This window comes from Streptomyces sp. NPDC056480 (assembly GCF_042795405.1).
In the GTDB taxonomy this organism is placed as follows: domain Bacteria; phylum Actinomycetota; class Actinomycetes; order Streptomycetales; family Streptomycetaceae; genus Streptomyces.
Window position 1 is genome coordinate 1 of the sequence record NZ_JBHTSA010000089.1, and the last position, 18,109, is coordinate 18,109.

General features: G+C 71.9%; 14 protein-coding genes. 5 read left to right on the top strand and 9 right to left on the bottom strand.

Going from position 1 to position 18,109, the window contains the following annotated elements; translation table 11 throughout:
- The first annotated feature begins 188 nt into the window (after nt 1-188).
- Nucleotides 189-1,220: a phosphotransferase family protein gene (locus ACFQ79_RS29760; RefSeq protein ID WP_383589248.1), complete on the top strand. Its 1,032-nt coding sequence runs from the start codon at nt 189-191 to the stop codon at nt 1,218-1,220.
- A 64-nt stretch (nt 1,221-1,284) separates the two neighbouring features.
- Here ACFQ79_RS29760 and ACFQ79_RS29765 read toward each other — a convergent pair whose 3' ends face one another.
- Entirely contained in the window at nt 1,285-2,304 is a 1,020-nt protein-coding gene (locus ACFQ79_RS29765; protein WP_383589250.1) for a LacI family DNA-binding transcriptional regulator, read from the bottom strand.
- A gap of 191 nt (nt 2,305-2,495) precedes the next feature.
- Here ACFQ79_RS29765 and ACFQ79_RS29770 point away from each other — a divergent pair, with 191 nt between their 5' ends.
- The 4 genes from ACFQ79_RS29770 (at nt 2,496) to ACFQ79_RS29785 (ending at nt 9,630) form a co-directional block, all read left to right on the top strand.
- On the top strand, nt 2,496-4,691 hold the full coding sequence (locus ACFQ79_RS29770) for a discoidin domain-containing protein (RefSeq protein WP_383589252.1): 2,196 nt from the start codon (nt 2,496-2,498) through the stop codon (nt 4,689-4,691).
- A gap of 124 nt (nt 4,692-4,815) precedes the next feature.
- On the top strand, nt 4,816-6,999 hold the full coding sequence (locus ACFQ79_RS29775) for a discoidin domain-containing protein (protein WP_383589254.1): 2,184 nt from the start codon (nt 4,816-4,818) through the stop codon (nt 6,997-6,999).
- A 27-nt stretch (nt 7,000-7,026) separates the two neighbouring features.
- Nucleotides 7,027-8,130 carry a DUF1996 domain-containing protein gene (locus ACFQ79_RS29780; protein ID WP_383589256.1) on the top strand — a complete coding sequence of 368 codons (1,104 nt, stop codon included), beginning with the start codon at nt 7,027-7,029 and terminating at the stop codon, nt 8,128-8,130.
- Between the two features lie 81 nt (nt 8,131-8,211).
- Nucleotides 8,212-9,630 (top strand): GH1 family beta-glucosidase, encoded by a 1,419-nt coding sequence (locus ACFQ79_RS29785; protein ID WP_383589259.1) that lies wholly within the window; start codon nt 8,212-8,214, stop codon nt 9,628-9,630.
- Nucleotides 9,631-9,661: 31 nt separating this feature from the next.
- Here the strand turns inward: ACFQ79_RS29785 and ACFQ79_RS29790 are convergent, their stop codons facing one another.
- From ACFQ79_RS29790 to ACFQ79_RS29825, 8 genes are all read right to left on the bottom strand, one after another.
- On the bottom strand, nt 9,662-9,889 hold the full coding sequence (locus tag ACFQ79_RS29790; RefSeq protein ID WP_383589261.1) for a hypothetical protein: 228 nt from the start codon (nt 9,887-9,889) through the stop codon (nt 9,662-9,664).
- Between the two features lie 46 nt (nt 9,890-9,935).
- Complete coding sequence (locus ACFQ79_RS29795; protein ID WP_383589264.1) at nt 9,936-10,160, bottom strand: DUF6479 family protein; 225 nt, start codon at nt 10,158-10,160, stop codon at nt 9,936-9,938.
- A gap of 70 nt (nt 10,161-10,230) precedes the next feature.
- Nucleotides 10,231-11,382 (bottom strand): aldose epimerase family protein, encoded by a 1,152-nt coding sequence (locus ACFQ79_RS29800; protein ID WP_383589266.1) that lies wholly within the window; start codon nt 11,380-11,382, stop codon nt 10,231-10,233.
- 35 nt (nt 11,383-11,417) lie between these two features.
- Nucleotides 11,418-12,542 (bottom strand): substrate-binding domain-containing protein, encoded by a 1,125-nt coding sequence (locus tag ACFQ79_RS29805; RefSeq protein ID WP_383589268.1) that lies wholly within the window; start codon nt 12,540-12,542, stop codon nt 11,418-11,420.
- 90 nt (nt 12,543-12,632) lie between these two features.
- On the bottom strand, nt 12,633-13,688 hold the full coding sequence (locus ACFQ79_RS29810) for an ABC transporter permease (protein ID WP_383589270.1): 1,056 nt from the start codon (nt 13,686-13,688) through the stop codon (nt 12,633-12,635).
- Nucleotides 13,685-14,659, bottom strand: coding sequence for an ABC transporter permease (locus ACFQ79_RS29815; protein WP_319317629.1), 975 nt, complete (start codon nt 14,657-14,659; stop codon nt 13,685-13,687). The genes ACFQ79_RS29810 and ACFQ79_RS29815 overlap by 4 nt, the downstream gene beginning before the upstream one ends.
- Nucleotides 14,656-16,344, bottom strand: coding sequence for a sugar ABC transporter ATP-binding protein (locus ACFQ79_RS29820; protein ID WP_383589272.1), 1,689 nt, complete (start codon nt 16,342-16,344; stop codon nt 14,656-14,658). The genes ACFQ79_RS29815 and ACFQ79_RS29820 overlap by 4 nt, the downstream gene beginning before the upstream one ends.
- A gap of 127 nt (nt 16,345-16,471) precedes the next feature.
- Nucleotides 16,472-17,563: an ABC transporter substrate-binding protein gene (locus tag ACFQ79_RS29825; protein ID WP_383589274.1), complete on the bottom strand. Its 1,092-nt coding sequence runs from the start codon at nt 17,561-17,563 to the stop codon at nt 16,472-16,474.
- Nucleotides 17,564-18,109: the final 546 nt, after the last annotated feature.

The following is an 18,109-nucleotide window of genomic DNA, read 5'->3' on the forward strand; positions in this document are numbered from 1 at the left end:
GCCGCCGCTCCGCGGACATCGTCCGGGCCCCCCGGGGGGCGACCGGGGGCTGACCGTACGCCCCGTCGCGATCCCCCGGACGGCCCCCCCGACACACCCCCGGGGCGGCCTTCCGGAGTCTCCGGCTCCCCCTCCCCCGCCGCCTCGGCCCCCTCCCTTCGCCGGTGTCCCCCTGAAGGAGTGTCTCCATGACCGCCGGTTCCGCACCGTCTCCGTCCCCGGGGCCCGGCAAGGCCGACGAGCTCGCCGCCGAACGGCTCCGCCACGTCCTGGGTCCGGCGACGGTCGTCCGGGGCACCGCCCTCAGCGGTGGTCTCCACAACTCCGCGCGGCTGCTCGAACTCTCCGACGGCCGGCGCCTGGTGCTCAAGACCGCGCCTCCTGCGAGCTCCCCCGCCCTCGCCCACGAGCGGGGCCTCCTCGGCACCGAGGCCCTCTTCCACCGCATCGCCGCCAGGACGGGCGCCCGGGTGCCCACCGTCCTGCACCATGAGCCCGCCGGTCCCGGCACGCCCGCCGATTGGCTGCTCCTCTCCTATCTCGAGGGGACCACCTGGGACGCCGCTCGCGACCGGCTCACCTCGCCCGACCGCGCGGCGCTGCGCCGTCGGCTGGGAGAGGACCTGGCCCGGATCGCCACCGTCACAGGTCCGGCGTACGGATACCCGCAGCCCGCCGCGGGGCTCTCGGCGCCCGACTGGCCGACCGCGTTCACCGCCATGCTGCGCGCGGTCCTCGCCGACGCGGGCCGGTTCGACGTCGAGCTGCCCGCCCCCACCGGGTTCCTCGCGGGGCTGCCCGTACGGTTCGGCCACCGGCTCGCCGAGGTGCGCCGTCCGGCGCTCGTCCACTTCGACGCCTGGGAGGGCAACGTCGTCGTCGACAGGACCGCGAGCGGCCCCTGGCACCTGAGCGGGCTGATCGACGGCGAACGCGCCTTCTTCGGCGACCCGTTGGCCGAGCTGGTCGGACTCGACCCGCTCGGCGCGGCCGAGGACGACGCCGACCTCCTGGCCGGCTACCGATCCGTCACCCCCGCCCTGACCCTCGACACCGGCGCCCGCGTCCGCCTCGCGCTCTACCGGGTCTATCTCGCCCTCGTGATGCGTGTGGAGTCCGTCCCCCGCGCCTACGGCGGGGATCACGCGGTCCGGCTCGACGGCTGGTCCGCCGACCGTGTCATGGAGCAGCTCGCCGTACTCGACGCCCTGGAGGCGTGACGGCGGGAGCCGACCGGCGGGAACGGTCTCCGTTCCCCCGTGAGACCCGCTGTCACCGGGACGGTCAGGTGGACTCGCGTACGACCAGGACCGGTTCGAACACCTTCGCGGCCGTCTCGGACGGGGCGCCGTCGAGCTGTTCGACGAGGAGCGTGGCCATGGCGGCCGCCATGCGCTCCACGGGCTGGCGCACGGTGGTCAGCTGAGGCCGGGCCTTCCGCGCCGCCACCGAGTCGTCGAAGCCCACGACGGCCACCTCGCCGGGGACGGAGACCCCCTGCTCACGCAGGTACTGGCAGGCGCCCTGGGCCATCAGGTCGTTGGCGGCGAACACGGCGTCGATCCCCGGGTGGTCCTTCAGCAGTCTGGCCATGGCGCGCCTGCCGCTGTCCACCGTGAACCGGCCCCGTACGACGGGGACCGATGTCACCCCGTGCGCCGCGAACGCCTCCCGGAAGCCGTCGAGGCGTTCGTCCGCCGTGGGCGCGGTGACCGGTGCGGCGATGGTGGCCGGGCGCCGCCGGCCGGTGGCCCACAGGTGCTCCGCCGCGAGGCGCGCTCCGGCCGGGTTGTCGAGGTCGACGTAGCCGCACCGCTCCCCGTCGCGGGGGCGGCCGAACAGCACCGTGGGAAGGCCCGCCGCCACCAGCATGGAGGGGAGCGGGTCGTTCCCGTCCAGCGGCACGACCAGGGCTCCGTCCGCGCCGCCCTGCCGCAGGTACTCGACGAGTTGGGCCCTTGCCTGTTCGGACTCGGCGACGAGCAGCACGGGCTGGATCGCGCGGCGGCGCAGGACCGGCAGGACCCCGTCCACCACGCGTCCGAAGAACGGGTCGGAGAACACCCGGGCGGTGAAGGACCTGCCCGTGGCGGAGAGCACCAGGGCCACGGTCCCGGTGCGCCGTGTGACCAGGGAGCGGGCGGCCTGGTTGGGGGTGTAGCCGATGCGGGCGATGGCTTCGCGCACGCTCCGCTGGATGTCGGGGGCCACGTTGCGCACGCCGTTGACGACGCGGGACACCGTCGCGCGCGACACCCCCGCCTCGCGTGCGACGTCTTCCAGAGTCGGTCCTCGATTCCCCACCAGCGCACCTTAACGGTGTCCTGTGTCCGGTGGGAGGACGGTCCGCTCCTGGCCGGGAACGGTTGGCATCGACACTTAATGAAAGCCAAAAGAAAAGTCGTGTCATACGCCTTGACCGTCAACTCGCCCTGCGGGCAAGGTTTCGGGAGAGCGCTCTCCCACGTTTCCCCCATGTATCCAGAGGAGACCCCATGTCTTCCGTCGGGTCCCCGCCGGTCTTCCGGCGACCCGCCTCACGCGTCCGCCGGGCCACCGTCGGCGCACTTGTCACCTCACTGGCCGGCAGCCTGCTCGCCCTCGCCCCCGCCACGACGGCGCAAGCGGCCCCCACCCTGCTCTCCCAGGGGAAGACCGCGACCGCCTCCTCCACCGAGGGCGGTGCCTTCTCCGCCTCCGCCGCCGTCGACGGCGACCTCACCGGCACCCGCTGGGCCAGTGCCTGGCAGGACGCCCAGTGGATCCAGGTCGACCTCGGCAGCAGCGCCACGCTCAGCCACGCCGTCCTCAACTGGGAGGCGGCGTACGGCAAGAGCTACTCCATCCAGGCCTCCGAGAACGGCACCGACTGGCGGACCGTCACCACCGTCAGCGCGGGCGACGGCGGCACCGACAACGTCACGCTCTCCGGCACCGGCCGCTACATCCGGATGAACGGCCTCACCCGGGCCACCGGATACGGCTTCTCCCTCTGGGAGTTCCAGGTCTTCGGCACCACCGGCGGCACCGGTCCGACGCTCCCGGGCGGCGGCGACCTCGGCCCCAACGTGCACGTCTTCGACCCGGCCACACCCGGCATCCAGGCCAAGCTGGACCAGGTCTTCCAGGAGCAGGAGTCCGCCCAGTTCGGCAGCGGCCGGCACGCCTTCCTCTTCAAGCCCGGCACCTACAACGGCCTCAACGCCCAGATCGGCTTCTACACCCAGATCGCCGGCCTCGGCCTGCGCCCCGGCGACACCACCATCAACGGTGACGTGACCGTCGACGCCGGATGGTTCAACGGCAACGCCACCCAGAACTTCTGGCGCGGCGCCGAGGGCCTGACCCTCAACCCGGTCAACGGCACGGACCGGTGGGCCGTCTCGCAGGCCTCCTCGTTCCGCCGCATGCACGTCAAGGGCGGCCTCAACCTGGCACCCAACGGCTACGGCTGGGCCAGCGGCGGCTACATCGCCGACTCCAAGGTCGACGGCCAGATCGGCAACTACTCCCAGCAGCAGTGGTACACCCGGGAGAGCTCCATCGGCGGCTGGTCCAACAGCGTCTGGAACCAGACCTTCTCGGGCGTCGAGGGCGCGCCGGCCACCTCCTTCCCCGAGCCCCGGTACACCACGCTCGACACCACGCCGGTCTCCCGCGAGAAGCCGTACCTCTACCTCGACGGCAACGAGTACAAGGTCTTCGCCCCCGCCAAGCGCGTCAACGCCCGCGGCACCAGCTGGGCCAACGGCGCCCCGCAGGGCGAGTCGATCCCGCTGAGCCAGTTCTACGTGGTCAAGCCGGGCGCCACCGCCGCCACGATCAACCAGGCGCTGGCGCAGGGCCTGCACCTGCTGTTCACCCCGGGTGTCTACCACGTCGACCAGACGATCAACGTGAACCGGGCGAACACCGTCGTGCTCGGCCTCGGCCTCGCCACGATCATCCCGGACAACGGCGTCACCGCGATGAAGGTCGCCGACGTCGACGGCGTCCGCCTCGCCGGCTTCCTCATCGACGCCGGCCCGGTCAACTCGCCGGTCCTCCTGGAGCTCGGCCCGCAGAACTCCTCCGCCGACCACGCCGCCAACCCCACCACCGTGCAGGACGTGTACGTCCGCATCGGCGGCGCCGGCGCGGGCAAGGCCACCACCAGCGTGGTCGTGAACAGCGACGACGCCATCATCGACCACACCTGGGTGTGGCGCGCCGACCACGGCGAGGGCGTCGGCTGGGAGACCAACCGGGCCGACTACGGCGTCCGCGTCAACGGCGACGACGTCCTCGCCACCGGTCTCTTCGTCGAGCACTTCAACAAGTACGACGTCGAGTGGTACGGCGAGCGGGGCCGCACGATCTTCTACCAGAACGAGAAGGCGTACGACGCCCCCAACCAGGCCGCCATCCAGAACGGCGCGACGAAGGGGTACGCCGCCTACCGGGTCGACGACTCCGTGAACACCCACGAGGCCTGGGGCCTCGGCAGTTACTGCAACTACAACGTGGACCCGTCGATCGTCCAGGACCACGGCTTCAAGGCACCCGTGAAGCCGGGGGTGAAGTTCCACAGCCTCCTGGTGGTGTCCCTCGGCGGTATGGGCCACTACAACCACGTCATCAACGACACCGGGGCGTCCACCATCCCCGCCGGCACCTCCACCGTGCCGTCCACCGTCGTCTCCTTCCCCTGACGGCCACGCCGGGACGCTCCACCCATCCGGTGCGTCCCGGCCCCTCACCCCTTCCGGGCGGCGCCCAGTCCCCGCCGCGCCGCCCGGAAGGCGATCCCCCCTCCCCCTCCGTCCAGGAGCCTCCATGACCACGGCCAACGCCCCCACGACACGAAGGCGCGCCCGTGACCGCGCCCGCACGACAGGCTCACTCGTCGCCCTCGGTGCCCTGCTCGCCACCTCGGCCACGGCGCTGACCGCCGCCCCGGCCACCGCCGCGGAGACCCTCCTCTCCCAGGGGAGGACCGCCACCGCCTCCTCGAACGAGGGCGCCGCCTGGGCCGCCTCCGCCGCGTTCGACGGCGACCTCACCGGGACCCGCTGGGCGAGCCAGTGGAGCGACGCCCAGTGGATCCAGGTCGACCTCGGCAGCAGCGCGGACATCAGCCGCGTCGTCCTGAACTGGGAGGGCGCCTACGGCAAGGCGTACGACATCCAGCTCTCCGACAACGGGACCGACTGGCGCACCGTCAAGTCCGTGACCGCGGGCGACGGCGGCACCGACGAGCTCGCGGTGACCGGCAAGGGCCGCTACGTCCGCCTCCAGGGGATCACCCGCGGCACCGGCTACGGCTACTCCCTGTGGGAGTTCCAGGTGTACGGCGGCGGATCCACGCAGCCCGAGCCCGGCGGCGCCGTCCGCGTGAGCGGCACGCAGGGCAACTGGCAGCTGACGGTGGGCGGGCAGCCGTACACCGTCAAGGGCGTCACCTGGGGCCCCTCGATGGCCGACGCCCCCCGCTACATGCCGGACGTGAAGTCCATGGGCGTCAACACCGTCCGCACCTGGGGAACCGACGCCGGTACCAAGCCGCTGCTCGACGCGGCGGCCGCCCACGGCGTCAAGGTGATCAACGGCTTCTGGCTCCAGCCGGGCGGCGGCCCGGGCTCCGGCGGCTGCGTCAACTACGTGACGGACAGCGCGTACAAGAGCACCATGCTCACCGAGTTCGCGAAGTGGGTCGACACCTACAAGTCCCACCCCGCCACCCTCATGTGGAACGTCGGCAACGAGTCCGTCCTCGGTCTGCAGAACTGCTACAGCGGCACCGAGCTCGAGGCCCAGCGCAACGCGTACACGACCTTCGTCAACGACATCGCCAAGAGGATCCACTCCATCGACCCCGACCACCCCGTGACCTCCACGGACGCGTGGACCGGCGCCTGGCCCTACTACAAGCGCAACGCGCCCGACCTGGACCTCTACTCGATGAACGCCTACGGCGACATCTGCGGAGTCCGCGAGGACTGGGTGGAGGGCGGCTACACCAAGCCGTACATCATCACCGAGACCGGGCCGGCCGGCGAGTGGGAGACCCCCAAGGACGCCAACGGCGTCCCCGACGAACCCACCGACGTCCAGAAGGCCGACGGGTACACCAAGGCCTGGAACTGCGTCACCGGCCACCAGGGCGTCGCCCTCGGCGCGACCGTCTTCCACTACGGTACCGAGCACGACTTCGGCGGCGTCTGGTTCAACCTCCTCCCCGACGGCCTCAAGCGCCTCTCGTACTACGCCCTCAAGAAGGCGTACACCGGCTCCGTCGCGGGCGACAACACCCCGCCGGTCATCAGCAACATGACGGTCACGCCCGCCGGATCGGCGCCCGCCGGCGGCGAGTTCACGGTCCGCGCCGACGTCCGCGACCCCGACGGCGACCCCGTCACCACCAAGATCTACCTGAGCGGCAACTACGCCAACGGCGACAAGCGCCTGATCGACGCCCAGTACCGCTCGCTCGGCAACGGCGCCTTCGCCGTCACCGCGCCCGAGAAGCTCGGCGTGTGGAAGGTGTACGTCCAGGCCGAGGACGGCCGCGGCAACGCCGGCATCGAGACCAGGTCCGTCAAGGTCGTCGCCCCGCCGGTGGCCGGCACCAACATCGCCCTGAACCGGCCCACCACCGCCTCCTCCGCGCAGGCCTCCTACGGCGACTGCCCCTGCCCGGCGACCAACGCGACCGACGGCAACGCCACCACGCGCTGGGCCAGCGACTGGAGCGACCCGCAGTGGATCCGGGTCGACCTCGGCTCGGTCCGCTCCTTCAACCGGCTCCAGCTGGTCTGGGACCCCGCCTTCGCCCGCGCCTACGAGGTCCAGGTCTCCGACGACGGCAACACCTGGCGGACCATCCACGCCACGACCACCGGCAACGGCGACATCGACACCGTCGAGACCGGTGCCACCGCACGGTACGTCCGGCTCCAGCTCACCGCACGCGGCACCGGCTGGGGCTACTCGCTCCACGAGTTCGGCATCTACAGCTGACCCCCTGAGGAGAACGAGGAGATCACGATGAGAATCCGCGGCCGGACCCTGTCCGCCCTCCTGCTCAGCGCAGCCCTGGGCGTCTCCGCCCTGACGGTGAACACGTACACCGCCGCCACCGCCCACGGGGAGACCGGTGCCCCGGCCGCAAGCGCCCACGGGGCGCACGCGGCCGGCGCCGCGGGCCACGTCATGGCGGCCTCCGCGCTCCCCTCGGGGGACGACGCCGACGGCGACGGCTACATCCCGGCCGTACCCCAGGTCACCGGGGTGACGCCGTCCACGGCCACCCCTCCCCCGGCCTACCACCACGAGTTCCAGGCCGGCTGCTCCGTCACCCACACCGCGCCGGACGACCCGATCGTCTACCCGGGCCAGTTCGGCAAGTCCCACGACCACACGTTCATGGGCAACACCTCCACGAACGCCGCCAGCACCACCGGCTCGCTCTACGGGGGCAGCACCACCTGCAAGGCGCCCGCGGACGCCTCCGCGTACTGGATGCCCTCGCTGTTCAAGGGCGACCAGAAGATCCTGCCCGTCGGCCCGCAGGTCATCTACTACAAGGCGGGCGTCACCGACTACCGGAGCGTGCGGCCCTTCCCCAAGGGTCTGCGGTTCGTCGTCGGCAACCCGATGCAGACCGCCGAGGAGTTCCGCGCCCACAAGGGGTTCGTCGAGGGCTGGGAATGCGGTGACAGCTTCTTCAACACCGACATCCCTGCGAACTGTCCGAGCCGGCCCGACGTCCAGCTCAACCTGCGCATGCAGGCCCCCAGCTGCTGGAACGGCCTGTACCTCGACACGCCCGACCACAAGAGCCACATGGCGTACCCGGTGGTCAAGCCCGGCACCAACGACAACATGTGCCCCGCCTCCCACCCGGTCGCCCTGCCGATGATCGAGTTCAAGATGGCGTGGCCGGTCAACGGCGACATGAGTCAGGTACGCCTGGCCAGTGGCCGCGGCTACTCCTTCCACTACGACTTCTTCAACGCGTGGGAGGAGCGCACCCTCAAGGCCCTCGTCGACCACTGCATCGTCGGCGGCCTGCAGTGCGACACACGGGGCTTCGACCTGTACCGCCCGGAGCGCGGTGTCGTGCTCGACGAGAACCACCGTCTGCCCTGATCCGTCGCACGTTCACGGCCCGGACGCCCGCGAGGGCGCCCGGGCCGCTTTCCCGTCCGCCCCCGGCACCAGGAGGATCCCGTGACCGCCCCCGCCCCGTCCGCCACCGCCCACCACGACGCGCTCATCGACCTCCTCCCCCCGCACTTCCGCTTCGGCGCCGCCACCTCCGCCTTCCAGATCGAGGGGGCCACCGCCGAGGACGGCCGCACGCCGTCCATCTGGGACACGTTCTGCCGCGTCCCCGGCGCCGTCGACAACGGCGACACCGGGGACGTCGCCTGCGACCACTACCACCGCATGCCCGAGGACGTGGCCCTGCTCGCCGCCCTCGGCCTGGACACGTACCGCTTCTCCGTCTCCTGGTCCCGCGTCCAGCCGCGCGGCCGCGGCCCGGCCAACCCGGCGGGGATCGGCTTCTACGACCGCCTCGTCGACGAGCTCCTCGCGCACGGCGTCACCCCCTGGCTCACCCTGTACCACTGGGACCTGCCCCAGGAGCTCCAGGACGCCGGCGGCTGGCCCGCCCGCGACACCGCCCTCCGCTTCGCCGACTACGCGGACCTCGTCCACGAGCGCCTCGGTGACCGCGTCACCCACTGGACGACCCTCAACGAACCGTTCTGCTCGGCCGTACTCGGCCATGTCGAAGGCGTCCACGCGCCCGGCGGCCGCTCCTTCGCCGACGGGGTGCGCGCCGTGCACCATCTGCACCTCGCCCACGGACTCGCGGTCCAGCGCCTGCGCTCCGCCGCACGCCGGCCCCTCGACCTGGCCGTCACCCACCTCCTCGGTACCAGCCGGCCCGCCACCGACTCGGCGGTCGACCGCGAGGCCGCGCGCCGGGCCGACGCCCTCGGGTTCCGCTTCTACCTCGACCCGGTCCTGCGCGGCCGGTACCCGCAGGACCTCATCGACGACCTGGCCGCCCGCTCCGTCGAGATCCCCGTCAGGGACGGCGACCTGGAGATCATCTCCAGCCCCGTCGACACCCTGGGCGTCAACTACTACCGCTCGATGCGCACGTCGGGGGTCGACGAGAACGGCGCCGCCACCGACGCGCGCGGCATCCCCGTCACCCGGAACCTGCCGCACGGCGGTCTGCCGGTCACCGGCCTCGGCTGGGAGGTGATGCCGCACGACCTCACCGACCTGCTGCTGCGGATCTCGCGCGACTACCCCGGTACGCCGATGGTGGTCACCGAGAACGGCGCCGCGTACGAGGACGTTCCCGACTCGCACGGCTTCGTCGAGGACACCGACCGCACCGCCTACCTGGCGTCCCACCTCGCCGCCGTGGCCGAGGCCCGCACCCGCGGCGCCGACGTCCGCGGCTACTTCGCCTGGTCGCTCCTGGACAACTTCGAGTGGGCGTACGGCTACGACAAGCGCTTCGGACTCGTCCGCGTCGACTACGCCACCCAGACCCGTACGCCCAAACGCAGCGCCCTGTGGCTGCGCGACACGGCCCACCGGGTCCGCGGGGGCACACGCGGGTGACGTTCCCGGGGTGACTCGGGGAGGCCGGGCGTCATGCCTCCTGGTCCCGGGTCTGCTCCTCGCGGCCGAGGCCCGGGCGCTGCCGCTTGGCCCGGTGGCCGCCGGCGCCCTCCCGGTCGGTGTCACCGGCGCGGCGCGTCACGGCCGCCTCGGCCGCCTCGCGTGCCTCCCCGTCGCCGCTCTCGCCCTCGGCACCCCCCGGAGTGGTGGGGGCGGCGCGGCGGCGCCGCCGCTCGTCCTCGTTCGCTCGTTCCTTCATGGGGTCCTCCTTCGAAGATCCTCATCGATCCGGCCTCGGGGCGTCCTCATCGGCCCGGCCGCTCGTCCGGCGCGGTCCAGGAGTCCCGCCTCGCCTCGGCCGCCGGCGGCTGGGCTACGGGGGCTGACGCCCTTCGGCGGGCCGCGCGCCGGGAGCCCCACCAGAAGGCGGCGACCAGCAGGACGGCGACCAGCACCCCGACCAGCATCAGCAGCAGGGCGGGTGAGCCGGAGGCGGCCAGTTCGGAGGCCGCGACAGTCGAGAGAATCATGGGGACCCTTCCTGTCGGGAACGGATCGAACCGTCTGAGTTCGGCGGCTACCCCCCGAGATCGGAATCAATCACACGGTCCCCCGGGACCACCGAGGCGCGGCCACGCTCCGTCCGGCTTCCTCGGCCCGACCGCTGGGGTGCCGCTCCGCCCCGCAGTCAAGGTGCGGAAAGCGGAACTCCGTACGCCGGTGTGCGGTGGTGCCGGGGCGCAGCACCGCGCTGGGGTACTCGGGCCGGTTGGGGGCGTCGGGGTAGTGCTGCGTCTCGAGGCAGACCGCGGCATGGCGCTCGTGGGCGCGCCCCGTCCCGTCGGTGAGGGATCCGTCCAGATGGTTGGCGGTGTAGACCTGTATGCCCGGTGCCGTCGTCCACACCTCCATGACGCGGTTCCCGGCGGGAGCCGTCAGCCGGGCGGCGTACCGCAGCGGGCCCGGCTCCCGTCCCGAGAGCGCCCAGCAGTGGTCGTACCCGCCGGCTCCGCGGATCTGTTCGTCGGCCGATCCGACGCAGTCTCCGAGGAGCCGGGGGGACCTCAGGTCGAAGGGCGTGCCCGTCACGTCCTGGAGGGGGCCGAGCGGGATGCCGTCGTCGTCGACCGGCAGATAGGCCGCGGAGGCGACCTGGAGGGTGTGGCCGAGGACGTCCCCGGCGCCCGCCAGGTTGAAGTAGGCGTGGTTGGTGAGGCTCACCACGGTCGGGCGGTCGGTGGTGGCCGCGCAGTCGACGGACAGCGTGCCCGCGGGGTCGAGGGAGTACGTGACGGTGACGTCGAGAGCGCCGGGGAACCCCATGTCGCCGTCGGGACTGTGCAGCGACAGCCGGAGCGCGGCCGTGTCGCCGTCCGTCAGGGGGCGGGCGTCCCACACCCGGGTGTCGAACCCTTCGGGACCGCCGTGCAGGGCGTGACCACGGTCGTTGAGGGGGATGCGGTGGGTGGTTCCGTCGAGGGTGAAGCGGCCGTGGGCGATGCGGTTGGCGTAGCGGCCGATCAGCGCACCGAGGTACGGGCTCTTCTCGGCGTACTGGTCCACCGAGGTCAGCGAGAGGACCACATCGGCCGTACCGCCTTCGGTGCCGGGCACGCCGAGGGAGTGCAGGACGCCCCCGTACGTGAGGATCTCGGCGTACACGCCGGAGGTGGATTCCAGCCGCCAGAGGCCGACCTCCTCCCCGCTCGGGGAGGTGCCGAACGGCCGGTGGCGGACGGTGGGTCGGAGCATGGGCGTGTCCTCAGGGCGAGCGGATGGTCGGACGGTCAGGCGGCTGGTTCGGACGGGCTGTCGTCACCGGGCCGCGGGCCGGGGGTGGAATCGGGGCCGGGACCGGGGTCGGGGTCGGAGCGGAGATCGGGGCCGGGAGCGGAGTCCGTACGGCCGCCGCCGGTGGACTCCCGGACGACGAGCTCGTACCCGGGGCTGATCCTGCGCGGCTCGGAGTCCGACCGGCCGCTGAGCCGCTCCACGAGGCGGTCCACGGCGAGGCGGGCGATGGCGTGCTTGTCGGGGGCCACGGTCGTGAGGCTGATCGCGCCGAAGCGGCTCTCCTCGATGTCGTCGAAGCCGACGACGGCGATGTCGTCGGGGACACGGAGGCCACGTTCGGTGAGGGTCCGCATGGCGCCGAGGGCGATGAGGTCGTTGTACGCGAAGACCGCGTCGGGCCGTTCCCCTCTGTCCAGGAGCGCCGACATGGCCGCCGCGCCGTCGGAGCGGCCGTACCCGTCCGTGGCGACGACCAGCGTCTCGTCCGGCTCCAGGCCCGAGGCGACGAGCTCCTCCCGCCAGCCGCGCAGCCGCAGGTGCGCGGGCTGCCGCTCGCGGTCGGTGCGGGAGCCGAGGAACGCGACGCGGCGGCGGCCCAGGCCCACGAGGTGGCGGACCGCCTCGCGTGCCGCCGCCACGTTGTCGATGGCGATCTGGTCGTACGGCGCCTCGTACTCGCGCTCGCCCAGCAGTACCAGGGGCGAGGTCTCCTGCCGGGCGACCAGATCGGCCGTCTCCAGATGGATGGGACTCAGGATCAGCCCGTCGATGACATGGGAGCGGAACTCCTGGCAGACCAGCAGTTCCCGCTCGCGCAGGCCGGCGGTGTGGTCGACGAGGACGGTGTAGTCGTGCTGGGCCGCGGCGTCGATGATGGCGCCCGCCAGCTCCGCGAAGTACGGGTTGCCGAGCTCGGGCACGGCGAAGGCGATGATGCCGGTACGCCCCTTGCGCAGATGCCGGGCGGTGAGGTTCGGCCGGTACCCGAGCTCGTCGATGGCCTGTTGCACCTTGGCGCGCATCTGGGGCGTGACGTGGGGGTAGTTGTTCACGACGTTGGACACGGTCTTGATCGACACGCCTGCCCGCTGCGCGACGTCCTTGAGGCTGACGCCCACGGCACTCCTCTGATTCGGCTCTGGGTCGGTACTGGATCGGCTCCGGCACGGCTCGGGGACGGCTCTGGTTCGAGCATGATCCGTCCCCCGTCAGACGGTACTTCTGCTCCGCGACAGGTAGCGCTGCGCGACCACCACGAGGATGAGGAACCCACCGCTCACCACCGACTGGTACGAGGAGTTGAGCGTGCCGATCTGGTTGATGAGGTTCTGGATGACGGCGAGCAGCAGCACTCCCCAGAGGGTGCCGCTCACCGAACCGGCGCCGCCGACCAGCAGGGTTCCGCCGATGACGACGGCGGCGATCGCGTCGAGCTCCATGCCGGCGCCGATGATCGTGACACCGGAGGAGAGCCGGGCCGCGTTGACGGCCCCCGCGAGACCCGCGAGGAGTCCGCTCAGCAGGTACACCGTCACCTTCGCGCGGGCCACGGGCAGGCCCATCAGGGTGGCCGCGTCGCTGCTGCCGCCGACGGCGAACAGCGTCTGGCCGAACGACGTGCGCTGGAGGACCAGTCCGCCGGCGGCGAAGAGGGCGAGCGCGAGGAGGATCGGGTAGCCGAAGCCTCCGATGCTGCCCTGGCCGAGCTCCGCGAACGCCGAGCCCTTGGGCACCAGGTACGTGGTGGCGCCCTCGTCGGTGAGGGCGAGCAGCAGCCCGCGCGCTCCGAGGAGGGAGGCGAGCGTGACGATGAAGGGTGCCATGCCGGCCCGGGCGATCAGCAGGCCGTTGACCAGGCCGATCGCCCCGCAGACCACGAGCGGTACGAGGAGGGCGGGCAGGATGCCCCACTGTGAGGCCCATGCGGCGAGCACTCCGCCCAGCGCGAAGACCGAGCCGACGGACAGGTCGATGCCGCCGGTGATGATCACCAGGGTCATGCCGAGGGCGACGACGGCCAGGAACGAGGCCTGCACCGTCACCCCCCGCGCGTTGTCGAGCGTGGCGAAGGTGGGGTAGACGAAGGAGGCGATCACGACGACCAGGAGCAGGACGGCGAGGACGCCCTGGCGCTGGACGAGCGCGGCGAGCCGTTCCCGGCCGGAGACGTCGGCCCGCCCGCGGTCGGCGGCGGTGCCGTTCCCGGTGGGTGCGGAGGGCGTGGTGCCCGTACCGGGTGCGGCGAGCGAGGAGGTGGAGTTCATCGGGATCGGCGCTCCCGTGCGACGTAGACGGCGGCGATGATGATGGCGGCCTGGGCCATCTGGGCGGTGGAGTCGGGCAGGTCGTGCTTGACGAGCGTGGCGCGCAGCAACTGCATCAGGAGCGCGCCCGCGACGGTGCCGAGCACCCGGATGGATCCGCCGCTGAGCGGGGTTCCGCCGACGACCACCGCGGTGATCGCGGACAGTTCCATGAGCGTGCCGAGGGAGGACGGGTCGCTGGCGGTGAGCCGGGCGGTGGCCAGGATGCCGGCGAGGGCGGCGAGCACCCCGCACAGGACGTACACCCCGGTCAGCACCCGCTTGACGGGCAGTCCGGAGAGGGCTGCGGCGGACCGGTTGCCGCCGATCGCGACGACCTGGCGTCCGAAGGTGGTCCGGTGCACGAGGAAGGCCACCGCGAGCGCGAGGACGGCCGCGATCAGGACCACCAGCGGGATGCCGAGGAGGCTGCCGGTGCCCAGGGACAGCAGGTCGGGGTTGACGATCTGCTTGAGCTGGCCGTCCGCCATCACGAGCGCGATGCCGCGTCCGCCGACGAACAGGGCCAGGGTGGCGACGATGGGCTGCAGTCCGACGACGGACACGAGGGCGCCGTTCACCGCTCCGACGACGGCGCCGGCGAGCAGCGCGATCAGCAGGGCGGGCACGAGGCCGTAGCCCAGGTACAGCGGCAGGAGTGCCGCTGCCAGCGCCATGGCCGACCCCACGGAGAGGTCGACTCCTTCGGTCCCGATCACCAGGGCCATGCCGAGGGCCACGATGACGATCGGGGCGACCTGGATCAGCTGGGTACGGAGGTTGTCGACGGTGAGGAAGTGCTCGGTGAAGAGGGCGTTGAACAGCAGGAGCGCGGCCACCGCCGCGTACACGCCGTACTCCTGGAACCAGGCCGGGGCGCTGCGCCGTACGGAGCCGCCGACCGGCGGCGCCGCGGTCACCTGGGTGGTCATCGGGGGTCCTCCTCGGCGTCCTCGGCCCCGCGTGCGGGCGCGGACGCGGCTTCTGTCTCGGTTCTCTTCTCGGTCTGCTTCTCGGTCTGCTTCTCGGTCTGCTTCTCGGTCGCCGTCGCGGGAGAGTGGTCCGCGAGTACGGCGAGCAGTTCGCTCTCCGACACCTGGTCCCCGGTCAGCTCGCCGGCCGTCGCGCCGTTCCTCAGGACGACGATCCGGTCGGAGCCCTCGACGAGCTCCTCGATGTCGGACGAGATCAGGAGGACGGCGAGGCCCTCCTGGGCGAGCTCGTCGATGAGGGCCTGGACCTCGGCCTTGGCGCCGACGTCGATGCCACGGGTGGGTTCGTCGAGCAGCAGTACCTTGGGTTCGAGGCACAGCCACCGGGCCAGGAGCACCTTCTGCTGGTTCCCGCCGGACAGTTCGCCGACCTTCTGCTCGGGGCTCGACGCCTTGATGCGCAGCCGCTTCACGAAGATGTCGACGACTCGGTCCTGCTGAGCGCGGGAGACGATGCCCGCGCGGGAGAGCCGGGGCAGCGCCGCGAGCACGATGTTCTCGCGCACCGAGAGGCCGGGCACGATGCCCTCGGCCTTGCGGTCCTCCGGCAGCAGGCTGATCCCGGCGCGGATGGCGCTCGCCGAGGACATCCGGTCGAGCGGCGCACCGTCGACGGTGATCCGCCCCGTGTCCAGCGGCAGGGCTCCGGCGAGCGCCTTCGCGGTCTCGCTGCGGCCGGAGCCGAGCAGGCCTCCGAGGCCCAGGACCTCCCCCGGGTGGAGTTCCAGCGAGATGTCGTCCAGCTGGTGCGTCCTGACCATTCCGGTCGCCGTGAGGACGGGCTTGCGCGCGATGTCGTGTCCCTCGCCCGCGAAGCTCGTGGTGCCGTGCCGACGGACCTCGGACAGCTCCCGGCCCAGCATCATGGAGACCAGCTGCATCCGGTCGAGGGCGGCCAGGTCGCCGGTGTGGATGTGCCGTCCGTCGCGGAGCACCGTGACCCGGTCGCAGATCCGGTAGAGCTCGTCCATGCGGTGGCTCACGTAGACGACGGCGATGTTCCGGCGGCGCAGATCGCCGATGACCCGGAACAGCGTCTCGACCTCGCGCGGCTCCAGGGAGGAGGTGGGCTCGTCCATGACGACGACATGGGCCTGGACGGACACCGCGCGGGCGAGAGCCACCATCTGCTGCGCGCCGATGCCCAGGGTGTGCAGCGGACGACGGGGGTCGACGCGGACGCCGAAGCCGTCGAGGAGGGCCGCCGCCTCGGCGTGCATCCGCGGGAACTCGATCAGCCGGAGACGGGTCCGGGGCTCGCGGCCGAGGAAGATGTTGCGCGCCACGCTCATCAGCGGAACCAGGTTCACCTCCTGGTAGATCGTGGAGATGCCGGCCTGCTGCGCCTCGAACGGGCGCGAGAAGTGGACGGGGCGGTCCGAGAGCAGCAACTCACCGCTGTCCGGCCGGTGCACGCCCGTGAGCACCTTGATCAGGGTGGACTTGCCCGCGCCGTTCTCGCCGACGAGCGCATGGGTCTCGCCGGCTCGGAGCGTGAACGACACGTCGTCGAGGGCCACGACGCCGGGGAATCGCTTCCCGACGCCGCGCGCCTCCAGCACCGTCGGTGCGACGGACGGCTCGGTGCCGTTCGTCGCGGACGGGGCCGCTTCGGGGGGTGCCATGAGCGTGGCCTTCCGGAGATGGTTCGTGTGGGTGCGTGGTGGGTGGGGCTCAGGTGGGAGGGGCCGGTCACCACGGGCGGGGAGGTCCCGTGGTGACCCGGCGACCGGAGGCGGCGGAGCCGCGGCGTCAGTACGCTCCGCCGAGCGACGCCTTGGCGTTGGAGGCGTCGTAGGCGCGGTCCGCGATGATGACGTCCTCGGGGATGCCCTCGCCCGCGTAGAACTTCTGTGCCGTGGCGAACGCGAGGGGTCCGAAGCGCGGGTTGGACTCGATGACGGCGTTGAGTTCGCCGTTGGCGAGGGCCTGGACGGCGTTGCGCGTGCCGTCGATGGAGACGACCTTGACGTCCTTGCCGGGGGCCTTGCCCGCGGCCTTGAGCGCGGTCACGGCGCCGAGGGCCATCTCGTCGTTCTCCGCGTAGACCGCCGTGATGTCGGGCTTCGACTGGATGAGCTGCTCCATGACCTGCTGGCCCTTGTCGCGGGCGAACTCGCCGGTCTGCTGGGCGACGATCTCGATGCCCGGCGCCTGGGCCTCGACCTGGTCGACGAAGCCCTTGGTGCGGTCGGTCGTCACGCTGTTCCCGGAGGAGCCGAGGAGGATGGCGACCTTCCCCTTGCCGCCCGTCGCCTTGATCATCGCGTCGGCGGCGCGCTTGCCCTGCTCGACGAAGTCCGAGCCGAGGAAGGCCAGGTAGTCCTTGCAGGCCGTCGCGTTGACCTTGCGGTCGATCGTGAGAACCGGCACCTTCTTCGCGGCCGCGGCCTGGAGGGCCGGCTCCAGGCCGTCGGAGTTGAGCGGGGCGACGATCAGGAACTGCGCGCCCTGGGCCAGCATGTCCTGGATGTCGCTGATCTGCTTGGAGAGCTGTGACTGCGCGTTCGTGGTGAGCAGCTTCTTCACACCGATCTTGGCGGCCTCGTCCTTGATGGACTGCGTCTCGGCGATGCGGAACGGGTTGGCCTCCTTCTCCGACTGGGAGAAGCCGACGACCGCGTTCTTGAGGTCCAGCTTCGGAGCGCCGTACGTGGTCAGGGAGCAGCCGGAGCCGGTGGCCGCCGACGCCGTGGGGGTCTGGACGACCTGTGCGCCCTGGCTGCTGTCGCCGCCGGCCTGGTCGGAGGTCTCGGACTTGGCGCAGCCGCTCAGTGTCAGCGTGGCGGTGGCGACCACGAGGCAGGCGACGGAGAGCGCGCGGGTTCTCTTCGGAAGGGTCATGTCAAGACACTCCTTGGCGGGGGACAGCACCGCCGAGTGGCGTGCGGTCGCGCGGGGGATGGGAAACGTTGTCGGCGCGTCAGGAAGGTCGTGCCCACCTGGCCGATACGAGCCTGAACTGCGGAGACGCGCCCTCGACGCCCTTCGGGTGGCTGGGCGGCGTCGGCGGCTTTACAACGTTATAACTGCGCCGCGGAGCGCACGGCAAGAGTTCGGCACGACGTTTCCTGAATGCGCTCTCAAGCGGCAACCCCGCTGCGCCGCACGACGTGTGAGGCATGGTCAGCAGAAGGGTGCGAGGGGTCTGGACAGGCGCCTGGCGACGTGCTGTCATTCCGCTGCACGCCGATTTCCAACGTTGGAATGACGGCCGGCCGGAACCGTCGGCCATCCGTGCCCGCACCGTGTCGGGCTCGGCCACCGTCTGCCCGACGCCGCCCGAGCGGCCGTGGGGGGGGCGGACCACCCCCCGACGGCCCGGGCGCGCCCGCCGCCCCACACCCCCAACGCCACCCCGCCCCCCGAGGGGTTAGAACCCGGCGGGCC